The organism is Halomonas sp. HL-93 (assembly GCF_900086985.1).
In the GTDB taxonomy this organism is placed as follows: Bacteria; Pseudomonadota; Gammaproteobacteria; order Pseudomonadales; family Halomonadaceae; genus Vreelandella.
On sequence record NZ_LT593974.1, the window covers coordinates 932,571 to 952,269 of the forward strand.

At 58.1% G+C, this 19,699-nt stretch carries 18 protein-coding genes; 10 read left to right on the plus strand and 8 right to left on the minus strand.

Translation table 11 applies throughout. The features are described from left to right. The first annotated feature begins 116 nt into the window (after positions 1 to 116). Together GA0071314_RS04195 and GA0071314_RS04200 are read left to right on the plus strand one after the other, a co-directional pair. Positions 117 to 701 (plus strand): TetR/AcrR family transcriptional regulator, encoded by a 585-nt coding sequence (locus GA0071314_RS04195; protein WP_074395457.1) that lies wholly within the window; start codon positions 117 to 119, stop codon positions 699 to 701. Positions 702 to 754: 53 nt separating this feature from the next. Next, complete coding sequence (locus tag GA0071314_RS04200; protein WP_074395458.1) at positions 755 to 1,534, plus strand: ZIP family metal transporter; 780 nt, start codon at positions 755 to 757, stop codon at positions 1,532 to 1,534. A gap of 15 nt (positions 1,535 to 1,549) precedes the next feature. On the opposite strand, the gene GA0071314_RS04205 is transcribed toward GA0071314_RS04200, so the two are convergent. Next, positions 1,550 to 2,014, minus strand: a complete 465-nt coding sequence (locus tag GA0071314_RS04205; protein ID WP_074395459.1) for a MerR family transcriptional regulator — start codon at positions 2,012 to 2,014, stop codon at positions 1,550 to 1,552. A gap of 68 nt (positions 2,015 to 2,082) precedes the next feature. Between GA0071314_RS04205 and GA0071314_RS04210 the strand changes: the two genes are divergently transcribed. Beyond that, on the plus strand, positions 2,083 to 4,221 hold the full coding sequence (locus GA0071314_RS04210; protein WP_074395460.1) for a heavy metal translocating P-type ATPase: 2,139 nt from the start codon (positions 2,083 to 2,085) through the stop codon (positions 4,219 to 4,221). A gap of 12 nt (positions 4,222 to 4,233) precedes the next feature. Here the strand turns inward: GA0071314_RS04210 and GA0071314_RS04215 are convergent, their stop codons facing one another. Continuing rightward, positions 4,234 to 5,247: an isocitrate dehydrogenase gene (locus tag GA0071314_RS04215; RefSeq protein ID WP_074395461.1), complete on the minus strand. Its 1,014-nt coding sequence runs from the start codon at positions 5,245 to 5,247 to the stop codon at positions 4,234 to 4,236. Positions 5,248 to 5,786: 539 nt separating this feature from the next. On the opposite strand from GA0071314_RS04215, the gene GA0071314_RS04220 reads away from it, so the two are divergent. The 4 genes from GA0071314_RS04220 (at position 5,787) to GA0071314_RS04235 (ending at position 10,528) form a co-directional block, all read left to right on the plus strand. After that, positions 5,787 to 7,277, plus strand: coding sequence for a SulP family inorganic anion transporter (locus GA0071314_RS04220; RefSeq protein WP_074395462.1), 1,491 nt, complete (start codon positions 5,787 to 5,789; stop codon positions 7,275 to 7,277). A gap of 35 nt (positions 7,278 to 7,312) precedes the next feature. Further along, the gene (locus GA0071314_RS04225) at positions 7,313 to 8,173 is read left to right on the plus strand and encodes a universal stress protein (RefSeq protein WP_074398421.1); all 861 of its coding nucleotides are present in this window, start codon (positions 7,313 to 7,315) and stop codon (positions 8,171 to 8,173) included. Positions 8,174 to 8,332: 159 nt separating this feature from the next. After that, positions 8,333 to 9,493 carry a cyclopropane fatty acyl phospholipid synthase gene (cfa, locus tag GA0071314_RS04230; protein ID WP_074395463.1) on the plus strand — a complete coding sequence of 387 codons (1,161 nt, stop codon included), beginning with the start codon at positions 8,333 to 8,335 and terminating at the stop codon, positions 9,491 to 9,493. 78 nt (positions 9,494 to 9,571) lie between these two features. Further along, positions 9,572 to 10,528: an arsenic resistance protein gene (locus GA0071314_RS04235; protein ID WP_074398422.1), complete on the plus strand. Its 957-nt coding sequence runs from the start codon at positions 9,572 to 9,574 to the stop codon at positions 10,526 to 10,528. 37 nt (positions 10,529 to 10,565) lie between these two features. On the opposite strand, the gene GA0071314_RS04240 is transcribed toward GA0071314_RS04235, so the two are convergent. Both GA0071314_RS04240 and crcB read right to left on the minus strand, forming a co-directional pair. Next, complete coding sequence (locus tag GA0071314_RS04240) at positions 10,566 to 10,949, minus strand: fluoride efflux transporter FluC (RefSeq protein ID WP_074395464.1); 384 nt, start codon at positions 10,947 to 10,949, stop codon at positions 10,566 to 10,568. Continuing rightward, complete coding sequence (gene crcB, locus GA0071314_RS04245; RefSeq protein WP_074395465.1) at positions 10,946 to 11,338, minus strand: fluoride efflux transporter CrcB; 393 nt, start codon at positions 11,336 to 11,338, stop codon at positions 10,946 to 10,948. Before crcB ends, GA0071314_RS04240 begins: the two co-directional genes overlap by 4 nt. A 182-nt stretch (positions 11,339 to 11,520) precedes the next feature. Here crcB and GA0071314_RS04250 point away from each other — a divergent pair, with 182 nt between their 5' ends. Beyond that, a complete protein-coding gene (locus GA0071314_RS04250) occupies positions 11,521 to 12,375 on the plus strand; it encodes a universal stress protein (RefSeq protein ID WP_074395466.1) in 855 nt (284 codons plus the stop codon). On the opposite strand, the gene GA0071314_RS04255 is transcribed toward GA0071314_RS04250, so the two are convergent. Beyond that, the gene (locus GA0071314_RS04255; protein WP_074395467.1) at positions 12,372 to 13,565 is read right to left on the minus strand and encodes an MFS transporter; all 1,194 of its coding nucleotides are present in this window, start codon (positions 13,563 to 13,565) and stop codon (positions 12,372 to 12,374) included. The genes GA0071314_RS04250 and GA0071314_RS04255 overlap by 4 nt on opposite strands. A gap of 92 nt (positions 13,566 to 13,657) precedes the next feature. Here GA0071314_RS04255 and GA0071314_RS04260 point away from each other — a divergent pair, with 92 nt between their 5' ends. Both GA0071314_RS04260 and GA0071314_RS04265 read left to right on the plus strand, forming a co-directional pair. Further along, complete coding sequence (locus tag GA0071314_RS04260; RefSeq protein WP_074395468.1) at positions 13,658 to 13,999, plus strand: TraR/DksA family transcriptional regulator; 342 nt, start codon at positions 13,658 to 13,660, stop codon at positions 13,997 to 13,999. 69 nt (positions 14,000 to 14,068) lie between these two features. Continuing rightward, complete coding sequence (locus GA0071314_RS04265; RefSeq protein ID WP_074395469.1) at positions 14,069 to 14,428, plus strand: RidA family protein; 360 nt, start codon at positions 14,069 to 14,071, stop codon at positions 14,426 to 14,428. Between the two features lie 20 nt (positions 14,429 to 14,448). Here GA0071314_RS04265 and GA0071314_RS04270 read toward each other — a convergent pair whose 3' ends face one another. The 3 genes from GA0071314_RS04270 to GA0071314_RS04280 are packed head-to-tail and all read right to left on the minus strand — an operon-like array spanning position 14,449 to position 19,669. After that, complete coding sequence (locus GA0071314_RS04270; protein WP_074395470.1) at positions 14,449 to 15,309, minus strand: MurR/RpiR family transcriptional regulator; 861 nt, start codon at positions 15,307 to 15,309, stop codon at positions 14,449 to 14,451. Beyond that, entirely contained in the window at positions 15,309 to 17,066 is a 1,758-nt protein-coding gene (locus GA0071314_RS04275) for a putative bifunctional diguanylate cyclase/phosphodiesterase (RefSeq protein ID WP_074395471.1), read from the minus strand. The genes GA0071314_RS04270 and GA0071314_RS04275 overlap by 1 nt, the downstream gene beginning before the upstream one ends. Further along, positions 17,063 to 19,669 carry an ATP-binding protein gene (locus GA0071314_RS04280; RefSeq protein ID WP_074398423.1) on the minus strand — a complete coding sequence of 869 codons (2,607 nt, stop codon included), beginning with the start codon at positions 19,667 to 19,669 and terminating at the stop codon, positions 17,063 to 17,065. Before GA0071314_RS04280 ends, GA0071314_RS04275 begins: the two co-directional genes overlap by 4 nt. Between the last annotated feature and the right edge of the window lie 30 nt (positions 19,670 to 19,699).

Sequence of the window (19,699 nt, forward strand, 5' to 3'; positions counted from 1 at the left end):
GCTTTTAGTCGACTGATGGCATCTGCTCCACAATGCCCCTCGCAGCATGTTAAATTATCCACATATAGTGATTCCCCCCATCCGCGGGTGGGATATATGGCCCAAGAGTGGTGTAAATGACCATCGGCAGACCCTTACAGCATCAGCCAGAGGTAGCGCTAAAGGCCGCCATTCAAACGTTTTGGCGCTCTGGCTACTATCACACCTCAATGCGGGATTTGCTTGACGCCATGGCGTTGTCCCGCAGCAGTTTGTATCAAGCGTTCGGTAATAAAGAGGCGCTATTTTTGCTGGCGCTTAAAAATTATCGTGAAGAACTGCTGGCGAACCTGACCGAACAGTTGAATGCCTCGCCAGATGCGTGGTCATTTGTTGAACAGCTGTTGACGTCAGCCGCCGATACTCAGAGCGAACAGGCATCGCTTGGCTGTTTGTTATTCAATTCCGCCACCGAGCTTGGCGGTGAGGATTCACTGCCCGCGCAAACCGCTCGCGATAGCGTGGCGAGCATTACGGCTTTCTTTCATGACGTGATCAAGCGTGCTCAGCGTGAGGGTAGTATTGCTGAGGCGCGCGATCCGCAAAGCGCTGCACAGTTTTTGACATTGTCCATGTCGGGGTTGCGACTCTTAATGAAGAGCGGGGCCTCAACACAACAAGCGCAAGACACCGTCGACTATATCCTGCGGGGGTTACGCTAGCGTTGACCCTGCAAGCGTATGACGTCTTTTCTGATACAAGGCCATCTTGACGCATGGAAAATACATTTTTATTAGGCTTCTTGGGTAGCCTGATTGCGGGGTCATTGACCGCTGTTGGCGCGCTGCCGGTACTGCTGGGTAAAACCCCAGACCGTGGATTTCGTGACCTTTCGCTGGGCTTCGCCGCCGGTGTGATGTTGGCGGCGTCGTTTTTCTCGCTGATTATTCCAGCGCTTGATGCGGCTGAAATTTATTACGCGGGTGGCCCCGTCCCCGCGGCGATTGTCTGTGTGGCCATTTTGCTGGGCATGGGGGCGATTGCGTTGCTGAATGAATGCTTGCCCCATGAGCATTTTCAGCAGGGAAGAGAAGGGCCCGAAGCCGCAGCATTGCGGCGCGTATGGCTGTTCGTGTTTGCCATCGCCATTCATAACCTGCCGGAGGGCATGGCGGTGGGCGTCGGTTTTGGCGCGAACGGCCTGGAAGGTGGCATGCCCCTGGCGATAGGCATTGGCCTGCAAAATATGCCGGAAGGGTTGGCCGTTGCTATTGCGCTAATGGGAGAGGGCTATTCCCGGGCGCGTTCGTGGTCGATTGCGGCACTTACCGGATTAATCGAGCCGATTGGGGGACTTTTCGGCGCTAGTATTATTTCCGTCTCGCAGGTGCTGTTGCCGTGGGGGATGGCCTTTGCCGCAGGTGCCATGCTGTACGTCATTAGCCATGAAATCATCCCTGAAACCCACCGCAGTGGGCATCAGAAGAAGGCAACGTTTGGCCTGGCGATTGGCCTGGTGATCATGCTGTTTCTCGATGTATGGCTGGGGGCCTAACAGCGTTATCTGCCGCTAACGCAGTGCTTCGGCGCCGCCGTGGGCGGTCTCATGGGCGCATAGCCGGTGGTCGCTCAATACTTCAATAATCCGACACTGTGCGACGCTATCGCCGTCGCACTGCGCAACCGTGCGTTGCAGCTCGTCGCGCAGTGCCGTCAGCCGCTGAATGCGCGACTCCACTTCCGCAAGATGCCGCCGTGCCAGGCTATCCACCTGGTGGCATGGCCGTGTGGGGTGATCGGCCATATCGAGTAGTTCGCGCACGGCGTCCACCGAAAAGCCGAAATCCCGTGCATGGCGAATAAACATCAGACGCTGCACCGTTGTCTCGCTATAACGCCGTTGGTTGCCTTCATTGCGCAAGGCGTCGGGTAGCAATCCAATTTGCTCGTAATAGCGCACGGTTTCAGGTTTGCAGTGAGTCCGGCTGGCGAGTTCACCGATGCCAATCGTGTCGGTCTTGGGCGTGCGGGTCATGGCTTGAACCTCTAGTGACTACAGGTATTACGCTAGACACACGATAGCCGACCGGGAAGGATGATGCCATGACCACTCGCCAGCAAGACACCCGCGACACCGCCCGTCTCAACGTTCAGGGAATGGACTGTGGCGGCTGCGAGCGCAAGGTGGAATCTGCACTTGAAGGGCTGTCCCAGGTCGAGCAGGTCAGCGCCTCGAGCATGAGCGGCACGGTAAGTGTGACCGGTTATGTCGGTCAAGCGCTGGACCACGACGCCCTGTCGCGAACGCTTGCAAAAATCGGCTACCCCGTGGTGGACGCCTCGCCCACGGCGTCCTCGACGCCGCCCTGGTGGGGCTCGGCAAAAGGGCGGCTGGTATTGGTCAGCGGCGCTTTGCTGGTGATTGCGTGGCTGTTGGCCTGGCGCTTGCCAGAAGTAGGGGCCTGGCCATTCATATTGGCCACGCTGGTCGGGTGGGTGCCGATCGGGCAGGCCGCCTGGCGCGCGCTGCGCATGGGCAATCCGCTGACCATTGAAATGCTGATGACCATTGCGGCGCTGGGAGCATTAGCCATTGGGGCCGCAGCAGAGGCCGCGGTGGTGGTGTTTTTGTTTGCCGTCGGTGAGCTGCTTGAAGGCGTAGCCGCCGGGCAGGCGCGTCGGCGCATTGCGGCCCTTGCCAACCTCGCCCCCTCAACGGCTCGCTTACTTGAGGGCGACGCCATCCGCGACGTACCGGCGGATGCGTTAACGCCTGGTCAGCGGGTACTGGTGCGACCGGGGGATCGCGTGCCCTGCGACGGGCGAATTGTAACGGGGGCGTCGCACCTCGACGAATCGCCCATCAACGGCGAGTCTGTTCCCCGGCAACGGGCAGTCGGCGAGGATATCTGGGCGGGCACGGTCAACCTCGACGCGGCGTTAGAGGTAGAGGTAACCCGTGGCGCCGCCGACAATACCATTGCCCGGATTATTCATCTGGTAGAAGAGGCGCAGGCCGCAAAAGCGCCCGTGGCCCGCTTTATCGACCGGTTTGCCCGTTGGTACATGCCGTTGGTGGTGGGGGTGGCGTTGCTTGTGGCAGTGGTGCCGCCCTGGCTGACCGGGCTTGCCTGGTCCGAGTCGGTCTATCGGGCATTGGCGCTTTTGTTAATCGCCTGCCCGTGCGCGCTGGTGATCTCGACGCCGGCGGCCATTGCTGCGGGGCTTTCAACCGCAGCACGACGTGGGTTGTTGATCAAAGGCGGCGCCGTACTTGAACAGCTGGGTAAGCTCCAGCGCGTGGCCGTGGATAAAACCGGCACCCTGACGGCAGGCGCGCCCAGCGTGACCGACGTGGAAGGCTGGGACGAGCCGAGTGAGCAAGAAATTGTACGATTGGCCGCCGCGCTGGAGCAGGACTCCAATCACCCGGTGGCGAAGGCCATTGTGCAGCATGCCCAAAAGCTGGGCCTGTCGCTGGGCAGGGCGTCTGAAAGCCAAGCCCAGGCCGGGCAGGGTGTCAGCGGTCAGTTTGAAGGTCGCGAGTTAACCCTGGTGAGCCCGCGCCACTGGCGAGGCACTCAATCCCAGCAGGCATGCATTGCTGCGCTTGAGGCACAGGGCAAAACGGTGGTTCTGCTGCTGGATGGCGAGTGTGCTTTGGGCGTTGTGGCGTTGCGCGACGAGCCTCGTGAGGATACGCCCGCGGCGATTGCAGCACTTAACCGCTTGGGGGTTAGCGTGGTGATGCTCAGTGGTGATAACGCGCGTACGGTGGCAGCGATGGGTGAGCAGCTTGGTATTGACGCCGAGGGCGAACTGATGCCCGAGGACAAAGCCCAGCGCGTACGCGACTGGCAGGCGCAAGGGCTTGGCCCAGTGGGTAAAGTCGGTGACGGCATCAATGATGCTCCCGCCTTGGCCGCAGCGGATGTGGGGATTGCCATGGGCGGCGGTACTGACGTGGCCCTGGAAACCGCGGATGCAGCATTGCTGAAAAATCGCGTGATGGGGGTTGCCGAACTAATAGCGCTGTCGCGGGCGACGTTGCGTAACGTCAAGACTAACGTAGCGCTAGCGCTGGGCTTCAAGGCGTTGTTTCTGGTGTCGACCGTGCTGGGCATCACCGGCATGTGGGTCGCGGTGATGGCCGATACCGGTGCTACCGTGCTGGTGACGCTTAACGCGATGCGTCTGTTGGGCTATCGATTCCGCTCACCGGTCCTCGGTAACGGCCGGTGAGCGGAAGCTGACTTACCGGCCGACGTAATCTACCAGTGCTTCAGCAAATGTATCGGTGGTGCCGGTGCCGCCCATATCGGGGGTGACCATATCGCGACGATTTTCCAGCACGTCACGAATCCCCTTGCGGATAGCCGTCGCTTTCTCGTCCATGTTCAGGTGGTCGAGCATTTGCGCAGCGGCTAATAGCAGCGCGCAGGGGTTGGCAATCTTTTTGCCTTCGATATCCGGTGCGGAGCCGTGCACGGCTTCGAAAATGGCCGCTTTTTCGCCAATGTTGGCGCCCGGTGCCAGACCTAACCCGCCGACCAGACCCGCACACAGGTCAGACATGATGTCGCCAAACAGGTTGGTGGTCACTACCACATCGAACTGGTGTGGGTTCATGACCAGCTGCATGCAAGCGTTATCGACGATCATCTCCTGAAATTCGATATCGGGATATTCCTCGGCGATTTCCCGGGCAACCTCCAGAAAGAGCCCTGAACTGGTCTTGATAATGTTGGCCTTGTGCACCGCCGTGACTTTCTTGCGGCCATTGTTTTTGGCCAATTCGAAGGCGTAACGCACAATGCGCTCGGAGCCTTTGCGGGTCACCTTGATGACCGACAGCGCGGTGTCGCCATCATCGGTATATTCCTGACCATCGGCGAGGTAAGCACCTTCGGTGTTTTCCCGAACGGTGATCATATCGATATCGTCGTAGCGCGAACGCGTGCCGGGAAAACTGATGGCGGGGCGCACATTGGCGTAGAGATCAAAATGACGGCGAAGCTGCACGTTGATGGAAGAGAAGCCTTTACCAATCGGCGTGGTCAGCGGACCTTTGAGCGCAATGCCATGTTTCTCAATGGCAGCCAGTGATTCCTGGGGAATCAGCGTGCCATGTTTCTCCAATGCGCCCAGCCCAGCGTCGATAAATTCGTACTCCAAGCCACAATCCAGGGCGTCTAGCACGCGTAGCGTGGCGTCCATGATTTCGGGGCCGATACCGTCGCCTTTGATCACTGCTATGGAATGGCTCATTTACTGCTCCTCTGCTCGGCGGATTGCCGCTTCAACGTGGAAAGTTGGGACTCGATCAGTCGATATTCTCGCTGTAATGGTACGCCAAAGCGGTCAGGTTGGGCACCCTGCGGTGGTCGAACATGCTGCTTTACTGATGGTTGTCAAAGCTCGCTTTGAGTGAACGACGGATGCAGCGTCGTAAAATTACTGTTAAAATCCTGCGCCTTCTGCCATGGCCTTTGACGTGCCGCTGGCGACCCTATTGATTAATATGCGTGTCAACACAGTGACTCTTATTATGATGTTACCGGCATTTGCCACCTCAGGGCTGATGACTCCACCCTAGGTCTCCCTTCCTATCTCTTGCGTATGGCACCTTCACCCGGCTGTCATCGCCTGGCGGTATCCTTGCATACCGCCTTCGCTATGTCCTGGCGTCAGCGTACGTCGATCTCTCAAGCAGCATCTTGTATGACCCAAGCGCTTTACGTGCTGCTGTTGGGCGTTTTACGCCCAACGCGTGCGGCCTGTCGTTAACCCTCAACTATGGACCCCGCATGTACGAAAAATTTAAACAGTCTTGGCTCTCGAACCTCAAGGGCGACACCCTGGCGGGTATCGTGGTGGCGCTTGCTCTGATTCCCGAGGCGATTGCCTTCTCTATCATTGCGGGGGTTGACCCCAAGGTTGGCCTTTACGCCTCCTTTGCGATCTGTGTGATTATCGCCTTTACCGGCGGGCGCTCGGGCATGATCTCGGCCGCCACGGGGGCCATGGCGCTTTTGATGATTACGCTGGTCAAAGAGCATGGCCTTGAATACTTGCTGGCCGCCACGCTGTTGACCGGCGTACTACAGATTATTGCGGGATATCTAAAACTTGCCGACCTGATGCGTTTTGTTTCGCGCTCGGTGGTGACGGGGTTTGTGAACGCCCTGGCGATTCTGATTTTCATGGCCCAGCTGCCGGAACTGACCGATGTGACCTGGCACGTCTATGCCATGACAGCCGCGGGCTTGGCGATTATCTACGGCTTCCCCTATGTGCCGGTGATCGGTAAAACGATTCCTTCGCCGTTGGTATGTATCGTGGTACTTACCGTTGTGTATCTCATCACCGGTATGGAAATCCGCAGCGTCGGCGATATGGGTGAACTGCCCGATAGCCTGCCTGTGTTCCTATGGCCGCAGGTGCCGCTGAACGTCGAAACGCTCATGATTATTCTACCTTATTCGTTAATGCTGACGATCGTTGGGCTATTAGAGTCAATGATGACCGCGACGATCATTGATGATTTGACCGATACTAAAAGCGATAAAAACCGTGAGTGCAAAGGCCAGGGCATCGCCAATATCGGCTCTGGTTTGATCGGCGGCATGGCGGGCTGTGCGATGATCGGCCAGTCGGTGATCAACGTTAAATCCGGCGGCCGTCGGCGTACCTCGACCCTGATTGCCGGTGTGGCGCTATTGCTGATGGTCGTGTTCCTCGCTGACTGGGTCTCGCAGATCCCTATGGCAGCGCTGGTCGCGGTGATGATCATGGTGTCGGTGGGTACCTTTAGTTGGGAGTCGATTCGCGACCTGAAGAAACATCCGATGAGCACCAATATTGTGATGGTGGCGACCGTGGCGGTCACCGTGGGCACCCACAACCTGGCCATTGGCGTCTTCGTGGGCGTGCTGCTGGCGGCGATGTTCTTCGCCAACAAGGTCGGCAACATCATGTACATCGGCTCGACGGAAGTAACCCCAGGTAGCGAGCGCGAATACCAGGTCGTGGGTCAGGTGTTCTTTGCATCCTCCGAGCGCTTTATCGAAGCGTTTGATTTCAAGGAAAGCATCGACAAGGTCACCATCAATCTCTCCCGTGCCCACTTCTGGGATATTACCGCCGTGCAGGCGCTGGACCGCGTGGTGATCAAGTTCCGGCGTGAGGGTGCCGAGGTTGAATTGATTGGCCTCAACGAAGCCAGTGCCACTGTGGTCGACCGCTACGCCGTGCATGACGACCCCGTCGCGGTGGAAAAACTCATGGGCGGCCACTAACCAGCAAGGAGTGCACAATGTCTGATCAATTTTCAATGTCCGGTCAAGTGCTAGCCGCTATCGACGGCTCTCAGTTTTCAGAAAGCGTCTGCGATTACGCGGCTTGGGCCAGCCAAGCCCTGGATGCACCGTTGGTGTTTGTTCACGTGGTGGACAACCATTCGCAACCCCCCGAAGACGCCAATTTATCCGGTAGCTTGCGCCTTGGCGCGCGGGAAAAGCTCATGGAAGAGCTTTCTGACCTTGATGAGCAGCGCGCAAAGATAAATCGCGAGCAAGGTAAGTTGATGCTCGAAGCGGCCAAGGCGCGTGCCATTGAAGACGGCATCGCCGAACCTGCGACACGTCAGCGCAACGGCACCCTGGTGGAAACCTTGGTAGAGCTTGAAAATGATGTGCGTTTGCTGGTCATGGGCAAGCGCGGCGAAACCGCTGACCAGGCCAGCGGGCACTTGGGCTCAAACCTCGAGCGCGTGGTGCGTGAGATGCATCGGCCGATTCTGATGGTGCCCCGGGGCGGTTTCAAAACCCCGGAAAGGGTCATGATGGCGTTCGACGGCAGCAAGACGGCGCGGAAGGGCATTGAAATGCTCGCCAAGAGCCCGCTGTTCAGCGGCATTGCCTGCCATGTGGTCATCGTCGGTGCCGATACCGGCGAGAACAGCTCGCAACTCGAGTGGGCGTTATCCACGTTACGCGAGGCCGGCCACGAGGCCGAAGGGGCGATTCGCGCCGGCGAAGTGGAAACAACACTGCATGCCTATGCCAAAGACAATGACATCGACATGATGATCATGGGGGCCTACGGCCATTCGCGCATACGCCACCTGTTAGTGGGCAGTACCACCACCGACATGCTGCGCAAGAGCAATATTCCCGTTCTGATATTGCGTTAAGTCGTTCCCCTAAGCCGGCCCTCCTTATCGAGCGCGCCGGCTTTTTTTGCCATGTTCAGCGAATCACAGGACAAGATACTTCACCTAACGTAGTAGATGGTTCTATGCTTAAGGGCAAGGTGTTACCAATTCACTCATAGGCATAGTGGGGGTGTTACCTTGAACTTACCCACCTTAGAAAAAAAGCGCGTGGTTTTTGACGAGCGCTTATCCTCCCATCGCTTCGTCGCTGATTTATTAAAACAGGCGGATATCGAGATTAACGGTAACCGGCCATGGGATATCCAACTGAAAGCGTCAGGCGTTATCGATAGCGCCCTTTCGCGAGGCAACCTAGGGCTTGGCGAAAGTTATATGAATGGCGATTGGGATGCCGAATCGTTGGATCAGTTCTTTTATCGCCTGATGCGCGCCCAGCTTCACCAGCGTATAAACCCCACCCAGCTTGTTTATCATTCTCTGCGCTCCAGGCTGATTAATCGCCAAAGCGCCAAGCGCGCCTGGGAAGTGGGCGAAAAACATTACGATTTGGGTAATGAATTTTACGCCGCTATGCTCGACAAACGCATGACCTACACCTGCGGCTACTGGAAAGAAGCCACCCACCTGGATGAGGCTCAAGAGGCCAAGCTCGACCTGATCTGTCGAAAGTTGGGGTTGAAGCCCGGCATGCGGGTGCTCGATATCGGCTGTGGCTGGGGCAGTTTTATGGCCTATGCCGCTGAGCATTACGGGGTCGAATGCGTGGGGTTAACCATCTCCAAAGAGCAGGCGGAATTTGGCAAACGGCTAATGAAAAGTGGCTTACCGGTCGAGTTTCGCCTGCAGGATTACCGCGATGAAACCGAGCAGTTTGACCGCATCGTCAGTATTGGCATGTTCGAACATGTGGGGCATAAAAACTATCGCGAGTACATGGAAGTAGCGAGCCGTTGTTTGAAAGATGGTGGCCTTTTTCTACTCCACACCATCGGTAAAAATCTATTCAGTACGCCTTCTGACCCCTGGATTGATAAGTACATCTTCCCTAATGGGGAGCTGCCGACGCTGGGGCAAATTATTAACGCCTCAGAATCGCTGTTCGTCGTTGAAGATGTACATAACTTCGGTAGTGACTACGATAAAACGCTAATGGCCTGGCATGCTAACTTCGAAGCCAACTGGCCGGCGTTTCGTGGCCGCTTTGATGACACCTTCTATCGCATGTGGCGCTACTATTTACTTAGCTGCGCCGGGGCCTTCCGTGCCCGCGAGTTACAGCTTTGGCAATTCGTGCTCAGTAAACAAGGGGTAGTAGGGGGCTACGCGCGCGTTAGCTAGCGGGGAATGTAAAAGCATAATAGTTTCCGTGTTACCGTCACCTGCATTTATACGGACAGCGGGATATATGACGTGTTGATGCGTGAAACACTGGAAAAGTATCAAGTTTGGCTATATCTCATAGCGATTTCTGCCGGTATTGGCATAGGGGGGCGTTGGCAGGCGCTTCAGGCGTGGGAGGTGGCGCTGTGGCCGCTACTCGGCTTGCTACTGTATGCCACTTTTACTCAAATTCCACTTTTGCATATCTCCATGGCGTTTCGAGACCGGCGCTTTATGAGTGCGCTGGCGCTGGGCAACTTTATTATCATGCCGCTGGTCGTCTGGGGGCTGGCTACCCTGTTTGAGTTAGAGGGTGCGGTGCTGCTCGGCGTACTGCTGGTGTTGTTGGTGCCCTGCACCGATTGGTTTATCAGTTTTACGCATCTTGGGCGAGGAGACAGTGCCAGGGCGATCGCCGCAACCCCGGTGTTGCTGTTGCTTCAGATCGTGTTGTTACCGCTTTATATTACCGCCGTAATGGGCGAACAAGTCGTCGGTGCTCATCTGCTGAGCGAGTTACTGCCAGCCTTTGCCGGCCTCATTCTCACCCCACTTCTGCTAGCCTGGCTGACTGAAAAAGGGGCCGAGCGCTCCGTCTTGCTCCAACGAAGCGTCAATGTGATGGGCTGGCTACCCGTGCCCTTGCTGGCAGCGGTGGTATTTTTAATTGCTGCTTCGCAGGTTCATCTGATTGTCGAGACACATGAAACGCTGTGGCAGGTGGCAGCGATTTTTGTGCTGTATCTGCTCGCAGCGGCTCTTGTCGGCAAGATACTCCACACGCTGTTTCGACTTCCCATTGCCTCCGGCCGAACGCTGGTGTTTAGTTTCGGCACGCGTAATTCTTTTGTGGTGCTGCCGCTGGCGATTGCGCTGCCTGATATCTGGGCAGCAGCAGTCGTAGTCATCGTTATGCAGTCGCTTATTGAGCTGCTGGGTATGGTGGCGTACCTAACGTGGGTGCCGCGGCTAATAAAGCAGACACGGCCCTAAACGGGTGACCGTTAAGTAAGGATCAGGATAGGTTTGCTTAACGTCTGGAGGCGAAGCGTTGCCCAAGCCAAACCGCTCCAAGCCATAGCGGTAAGCTGCCGACGGTATACACCAACGCGACGGTTAAGTGGGTTTGGGCGAGGGTGACAACTTCTAAGCTAAACAGAGAAAAAGTGGTGAACCCTCCACAAAAACCGGCCACCCAGAAAGGCTGCCAGCGTGCCATGCGTGTATGAGGGGCACGGGCAAAACGGGCGGCGAGCCAGCCAATCAGCCAAGCGCCTACCAGGTTGACCAATAGCGTGCCCCAAGGGAAGGCGCTACCGAATGCGCCCATTGTCGATACAGAGATGACATAGCGCAATGCACTGCCCAGGCCGCTGCCGAGGCCTACCGCGGCATAGGTGGTAAGCGTCTTCATAGGCCTCCACCCGCCAACCACGCCCCTAATCCGAACGCCGCAACGCCGAGGGTCAGCGTGCCGATGATATTGGCGATAGCCTTGCCACCCATGCCGTTTTCCCATAAACCCAGGGTTTGCAGGCTAAAGGACGATACCGTGGTAAAACCGCCCAGTAGCCCGATGGCGATAATTAGCCAGGGAGCGCTTGGCGTCGTAGTGCTACCTTCATTAAGTGATACCGCCAGCCAACCAAGGGCAAATGTACCTAACAGGTTAACGGCCAGAGTACCCCACGGGAATGTGCTGCCTACCCATTTGGCGAATAGGTTGGAGACGCAAACGCGGGCCATACCGCCAATTGCCCCGCCCACCGCCACCAGCGCAATGCTGCCCAAGCCAATACCCACGAGCGCTCCCCTTCCAACAATGCAATCGAATGGTCGACAAGCTTACCATGCGGGCTAGCGGGTGCGATGGCGTTAAACATTGCTGCGAACGGATAGTCGCTGTCACCGGTCAATGACTTCGTGTAGAAAGGCATTTGAATAACAACAACCACCCCGACCCGCCGTACAAGGAGACGCACGCCATGACTGACCAAGTATTAGCGGCCATTGATAGCTCACAGTTTTCCGCAGGTGTTTGTGACTATGCGGTATGGGCTGCCAAGCGACTCGAAGCCCCGCTGTCGTTTATGCATGTCATTGATAACCACCCGCAAACGTCGGAGCCTGATCTGACTGGTAATCTTGGGCTAGGTACGCGAGAGCACTTGCTGGAAAAGCTATCTGACATCGAAGAGCAGCGCGCCAAGTTGGCCCGTGAGCAAGGCAGACTTCTGCTGGATGATGCCAAACAGCGTGCCCTTGGTGGGGGGATTGGGGAGCCCGAAACCATGCAGCGCAACGGCACGCTGGTAGAAACCCTGGTCGAACAGGAAAATAACATACGCCTGCTTGTGGTGGGTAAACGTGGCGAAACGGCTCATCAAGCCAGCGGGCATTTAGGCTCTAACCTGGAGCGCGTGGTGCGTGAAATGCATCGGCCCATCCTGATGGTACCTAAAGCATTTACCCATCCTGAGAAGGTCATGATGGCCTTTGATGGCAGTAAAACGGCGCGCAAAGGCATCGAGATGCTGGCCAAGAGCCCGTTGTTTAATGGTGTGACCTGCCATGTGGTGATTGTCGGTGCAGAAACTGCCGAACATCGTTCGCAGTTGGATTGGGCCCTGACCACGTTAGATAGCGCGGGGCATGTTGCCGAGGGCGCGATTCGGGCGGGATACGTTGAAGAAACGCTGCGCGCTTATAAAGAAGAGCATGGCATCGATATGCTGGTGATGGGGGCCTACGGCCATTCGCGCATTCGCCACCTGCTGGTGGGAAGCACCACGACCTCGATGTTGAGGAAAGCCCAGATGCCGGTGCTGATCTTGCGCTAGACGCGCGCCGTTTGGCTAGCTATCTGCAGTACGCGCTGTGCAAGGCACCAAGCGGCGACAATAAACGCAAGCATCGTACTCAAAATAACGGTAAACGACAGACCAGCACTGAGTGCTAGCCCAATGGCAGCCGGGGCGATGCCGGTGGAAAAAACCATGGCGGCGCTCAGTGCTGAGCGCACGCGGCCCAAGTGTTCAATACCCCAAAGCTTGATAAGCAAGCCTGAGGCAATCAGCTCTTGGGCACCCATGGCCAAGCCGCCGCCTACCATCAACGCCCAAACGCTTGCATTCCCGCCAGCCAAAACGGCAAACAGCATTGCTGCTGCATAGGGGAGCAAGTAAACGCGGGCTAAACGCACCGGGCCAATCTTATCGATCCAGCGGCCCCCCAACAGCGCGCCGGGCAACTTGGCGACGCCCATGCCGGTGAGGGCCAGTGCATAGATGCTCAGCGAGCTATCCAGCGCATCGGTCAGCTGCGCTTGGTATATAAACAGCCCCGTCATGGTGATTGGAAGCGACATGAGCAACGGCAACAATGCCCAGAAGCGAGGTTCGCGAAATGGTCTCGGTCCGGTGGCGTCGCGTTTTTGGGGTTTTTTGCCCGGCGCGTTGGACCAGGGCACACGCTGCAGTAACCATAGCCACGGCAAGGCCAGTAGGGCACACAGCAACCACCAGAAGGACTGCCAGCTTAGCCACAGTAATGTCGCCGCTACGAGTGGTGGAAGCAGTGCTTCACCGAGTGGAATCCCCAAGCTTGCCAGGCCCATGGCGCGGCCCCGCTGGGTGGTGAACTCACGGGCGGCGAGGGTGTTGCCGAGATGCGTGAGCATGCCCTGCCCACATAATCGCACCAGGCCCAAGCCCAGAACGCCCAGCCACCACCAGGGCGAAAGCGTCAGCAGCGCGACTCCCGCTAATAGAACGAGCAGCACGGTGATCGCAAACCGGCGGGGGGATATCCAGTCGATGGAGGGGCCGTAATACAGCATCACAAACCCCGCGACGAGCGTCACGGCGGTATAGGCCGTGCCAAACTGGCCAGCGCTGAGTTGCCAATGTTCGGCCAGCGGTGCCTGAAAGAGCCCAACAAAAAAGCTTTGTCCCAGGCTTGAGCTGAACATCGCCAAAAAGGCGATACTCAACACGCTACGGTGGTCACGCAGCAGGGTACGATAGCCCATGATGCAGTATCCTTTGCGAAAAAAGCTGCGGAGGGGAGCGCTCGTAAGGTATTAATCCCCTTAGTGTAACAGCAGATTATAAGGAGACGGTGATGAACCATCCCGGCATAGATGTGGAAGCCATGAAAAGGCGTTTAATCACCCTGCGCGAAACGCTGATCGACGAAAGCGCAAGCAGCGCCGGAGCCCGGGATACGGTAACGTTGGACCAAACCTCGGTCGGGCGCCTATCACGCATGGATGCACTGCAAGGCCAAGCGATGGCCAAAGCTGAAGAGCAGCGTCGCCAGCTAAACGTGACCCGTATTGCCGGGGCATTACAGCGCCTTGAGCGAGGCACCTTCGGCGAATGTATCGAGTGTGGCGAGTGGATTAACATCAAGCGCCTGGAAAGCGATCCACTAGCGCTCAAGTGCATCGACTGTGCCGAATAGTGCTTATCCAGCGGGCATGGTACTTTTGCCGCCTGATGACGAGTTGATTCAACGATAACGAGGAAGCCAATGACGATTAAACGCCACGATACCAAAGCACGCATGAGCCGTGCGGTCATACATCAGGGCGTGGCCCATCTGTGTGGTCAGGTCGCCGGGCCAGAGGCGCGTTACGCCGATATCACGGCGCAAACTGAAAGCATGCTGGCGCGGGTAGACGCTTTATTGAACGATATAGGTGCGTCGCGTGAACAGCTGCTCACCGCCACGATTTACCTCAAAGACGGCAGCGATTTCGCGGCAATGAACGCTGTTTGGGACGCATGGGTACCCGAAGGTCACGCCCCAGCACGTACCTGTGTATGCGCACCGATGCCGGCCGACGAACTAAAGGTCGAGATTACCGTCTCCGTCGCTATGAACGATTAAACGCCCCTGTTATCTTTAGCTTAATTGCCTTTGTTAACGGGGAAGCGCGTGTCCCTTAGGCTATCTTTGATTTTTTTAAGGTGTGGCAGAAAGTCTTCGCCGCGTCTTAGCGTCACACCGGTGGCCAGGGCGTCAATCAGCGTCAGTTGAATGACGCGTGAGGTCATCGGCATGTAATGGTCGGTGTCTTCCGGGGTGGCGACTTCAAGGGTCGCAGTACATTCCTGGGCCAGCGGCGATTGAGGCGCGGTAATCCCGAGCACGACGGCGCCTGATTCGCGGGCGACGCGGGCAATGTCGACCAGTTCACGGGTGCGCCCGGTGTAGGAAATAATTACCACCACATCACCGGTGTGGCAGGCAGCGGCAATCATGCGCTGCATCAACACATCGATGTGCACCATTACCGGCAGATTAAAACGAAAGAACTTGTGCTGGGCATCCTGCGCCACGGCGCCGGACGCGCCCAGGCCAAAAAAGTGGATCTGTTTGGCCTGGGTCAGGTAGTCCACCATGCGTTCAACGGCGCCCATGTCGACTTCACGCTGGGCTTCATCCAGCGCCGCAATGGTGGCTCCAAAGATTTTTTGGGTGTATTGGGTGGCGGAATCGCCAGGCTCAACCGCGCGGGTCACGTAGGGCGTACCGCCGGCTAAGCTCTGAGCTAGTTTGATTTTGAAATCAGGATAGCCTTTGGCGCCAAAGTTACGGCAAAAACGGTTCACCGTGGGCTCGCTGACGCTCGCCGCTTGGGCTAGGCTTGCGATGCTAAGGCTGGTTGCCGCCGCCGGGTCGTCGATAATCACATTGGCGACTTTACGCTCCGAGCGGTTAAGGTCTTCCAAGCGTTCGCGTATCCGGTTAAGCAAGTCGTGAGCCATTAAACGGTCTCCGTGGCAGTAGGTGGCAAGTGCGACTGCCAATGATCGCACCAATCAATAAAGTCGTCGGCCGGTAGCGGGCGTGAGTAATAGTAGCCCTGGGCGATTTCACAGCCAATACGGCGTAAGTACTGGGCCTGGGCCCAGGTTTCAATGCCTTCCGCCACTACATCACAGCCTACACTATGCGCAAGCTGAGTAATGGTACGTGCCAGTTGGCGGTCCACATCGCTTTCTTCCAGGTCCATCACGAAGGCGCGATCGATCTTCAGCGTCGAAAACGGCAGCGTCTTAATATACGCCAACGAGGAATGGCCGGTGCCAAAATCGTCGATGGCGACGGCGATATTCGCCTGGCTGAGCCGCGCCAGCTGCTGGCGGGCGTTCTGCATGTCGCCCATCAGGCCGGATTCGGTGACTTCAATAGCGAAAAAGTGGGTGGGAATCTGCCGCGCTGCCAACTGGCGTAACAGACCGTCGGCGAAATCCCGACGTGCCAGCTGGCGAGCCGCCACGTTGACCGCCACGTGGAAGTTGTTGCCCAGCACCTGCTGTTCGCGCCACTGGGTGATGGTGCGCATGGCTTCTTCCATCACCCACTCGCCAATCGCGAAAATATCCCCGCTGGCTTCGGCCAGCGGAATAAACATGCCCGGCGAGATCTGCCCAAGCTCGGGGTGATGCCAGCGCAGCAGTGCTTCAGCGCCGACGATGCGCTGATCCATCAGCGATAGTTTGGGCTGGAAGGCGAGGGACATTTCACCCCGCTCGGTCGCGCCGCGCAGGGCCTGCTGGACGTGCAGCCGATGGCGTTGCTGGGCCTCGAGATTTTCACTGTAGCACTGCACCGCAAAGCTTTGAGGGGCTGGCAGCGCCAGGGCGGCCATGTGGACCAGGCGTTCGGTATCAAACGCGCCCTGCGAACGGCTGATGCCGATCCGTGCCGCCAGCGGTAGCAGCAGGTCATCCAGTTGCTGGTCGTGTTCGAATACGGCCATCAGCTGGTGGGCCAGCGCCAGTAGCTCATCGTCGTCATTCCTCTCGCTGATCACCAGCAGTTCGCTGCCGCCCCAAAGGCCCAGAGTTTCGGCGTCACTCAGGCATTCGTCCAGGCGCTGCGCAATGTGCCCGAGGAGTCGCTCGGCGATCCGGTAGCCATGCAGCCGAATGACATCGTCCAGCCGGTCCAGGGCGATAAACAGCAGCCCTGTGGGCCTGCGCAATGCGGCCGCCTCGCTGAGGGTCTGGCTGAGTCCGCGACGGTTGGGCAGTTGGGTGATCGGGTCGGTACGCGATTGACGATTGAGTTCCCGGGTGCGCTTGTTCACCATGCGCTCGAGGGAATCGGCCTGCTGGTCGCGAATGCGGAAGCGGTGCTCGACGCTCAGCACGTTGTGAATGCGCTGTAATACCTCGGCGTGCTGAAACGGCTTGGTGATAAAATCGCGTACGCCCAGGGCCAGCGAACGTTGCTTGGTATCGTTGTCGATTTGCGCGGTCAGCACGATAATGGGTGGTGTCTGGCGCCCAAAGGCGTGATTGAGCTGCTCGATGACCGCATAGCCATCCAGGTGGGGCATGCGAATATCCAGCAGCAACAGGTCGGGTAACTGCTGCTGGCAGTATCCCAACACGTCGCGAGGGTCGCTAATGCCGTGGCTGTTTTCAAAGCCTTGGTCATCGAGCAGGTCGAGCATCAGCTCGATGTTGACCGGATTGTCGTCAACAACCAATACATGTTTGTAGTGGAATTTCATGGCTCCTGCCTGGTGGGCGCTCCCAGCAAATGGTGAAGGGTTTCGGAAAGCTGTGCAATGTCGATCGGTTTGGTCAGATAACCATCGAAGCCGGCGTTGAGGCCCTTCCTGATATCGCGGGGCAGGGCATTGGCCGAGAGGGCGATCACTTTAAGTGTCTGATAGCGCGGGTCCCGGCGCAGACGGGTCAGCGCCTCAAAGCCGCTCATGCCCGGCAGGTGCAGGTCCATCAGCACCACGGCGGGTATCTCGGCCTGCAGCATGTCCAGGCCAAGCTCGGCGCTCGGCGCGATGCGCAGGGTCATGCCCTCCATCGCGTCGACGATGTCTTCCATCAGACGCTGATTGGCGGGGTTGTCCTCGATATACAGCAGCGTGCGCGATGACGCCGTCGCTGCCGGGGTGTCGGGCTGAACTTCGCGTGGCGATGGCGCGGCGGCCGACGTCGCCACCGGCAGCGTGAACCAGAAGGTGGCGCCCTGCCCCGGCTGGCTGTCGACCCCGATCTGGCCGTGCATCTGTGTGACCAGCTCGCGGGTGATGGACAGGCCGATACCCGTCCCTTCCACGCGGCTGTGCTCGGCGTCGAGCCGATTAAACGGCTCGAACAGCTCCTCCAGGCGGGCGGGATCGACGCCGGGCCCCGTATCCCGCACACGAATTAAGATATGTTCCTGCTGGTGCTCGGCGCTGACCTCGATACGGCCATGGGCGACGTTATATTTGATGGCGTTGGACAGCAGGTTAAGCAGGACCTGCTTGGTCCGCGTGTAGTCGGCATGCACCTGCCAGCGGGTATCGGGGGGTGTACAGGTCAGGGTAATGCCCGCGGCATCGGCGCTGGCTTCCAGGGTGCTGCAGGCATCGTCGAACACGCCGGCAAGCGAAATGGATTCAATGGAAAGCGACAGCTGGCGGGCCTCGATCCGGGCCAGATCCAGCACGTCGTTGATCAGGCTGAGCAAGTGCTGGCCGCCTTTTTCGATCTGGCTGACCTGTCGCTGCTGCTTGGCGTTGAGCGGCGTGCGAGTGTTGCTGGCAAGCAGCTGGGCAAAGCCCAGGATGGCATTCAGCGGGGTGCGTAGCTCGTGGCTCATCGACGACAGGAAGTCGCTTTTCGCCTGGTTGGCGTGTTCCGCCTGATCACGGGCCGTCGCCAGGTCCTGCAGAACCTGCTCGCGCTCGGCCATCTGGCGGTACAGGTTGATCAGCAGCACGCAGGTGTCGGTGAACGGCTGTAGCCAGTCCAGCAGCGCCTGATTCAGCGGCTGGCGGCTGTTGGCGATGGCGAACATGCCAATAAGTTGACCGCTGCTGAACATGGGCACGCCCAGATAGTTATCAAACTGCACCTGTCCCAGCGGGAACTCGCTGCGCTGGGTATGCTCATTGACATCGTTGTCGATCACCACCTCACCCCGGGCAAAGACCCGTCCCAACAGCGAGTTTGGGTTCGTGAGCACGATTTCGCCGCTGAGCAGTTGCTCGATGTGATAACGCGATTCGGGAGCCCAGATAGGGCCTTTAATGGCATGAAGCTTCAGCGCATTACTGGTGTCGCCGGGCACCACTTCGCCGATCAAGGCATGGTCGCTGTCGGTGAGCTCGCTAAGGGCTTCCGTCAAAAATATCCACAGCTGCTTGCCCGACATCAGCGCCTGGTAGTCGGTAATCCCCTGGTGCAATACCTTGAGCAGGCTCTGCTCTTTTTGGATGCGCTGGTTGGCGGCGTGCACATGGCTCAGGTCGGTCAGGATGCCGATAAACTCCGCCACCTGGTGATGCTCATCGTCGATGGCGTTAACCGCTAGGTGGACGGGCACGCGGTGGCCGGCCTTGTGTTGCGCCTCGACTTCGCGACCACGACCGATCACCTTGGGGCTTCCACCGGCTAAAAACCGGGCAATAAAGGTATCATGCTGGTCGTGCAGTTCAGAGGGTGTCAGCATCCCTACGTTACGGCCGAGCACTTCTTCCTGGGTGTAGCCCAGGAGGGCCAGTGCGAAAGGGTTGATGCCGAGCACCGTGCCGTCGCGATTGATCCGCACGATACCGGTGGCGCTTTCGTTGAACAGCGCCTCGTAGCGGCGGGTGGTTTGCGCCAGGGTATAGCGCATCCTGTGCTGGCGAAGCAGCTCTTCCACCTGGCCTGCGAGGCTTTCCAAAAGCCCCAGATCGCGCTCGCTGAACGCGCGGGGCTGGTGGCCGAGCAGGCACAGGGTGCCCACGGCCAACTGGTCATGGGGGCGCAGCGGATAGCCCGCATAAAAGCGGATATGCGGCGTTTCATCGACCAGCGGATTGTCCTTGAAGCGTTCGTCAAGACGCGTGTCGGGAACCACCAGCGGCCCGTCGGCGGCAATTGTATGGCCGCAGAACGCGATGTCGCGCTGGGTTTGACGGGCGCTGAAGCCAAGGTTCGACTTGAACCACTGGCGCTTTTCATCAAGCAGGGTAATCAGCGCAATGGGCACGTCAAACAGCTCCCGGGCGAGCTGCGCCAGCCGGTCAAAGGCTTCCTCTGCGGGCGTGTCAAGCACATACAAGGCATGCACCGCGGCAAGTCGCTGCGGCTCGTTATTGGGGGGTACTGGCGCTGGCATGGCCGCTCCGCGATAAAACATCTGATTTAT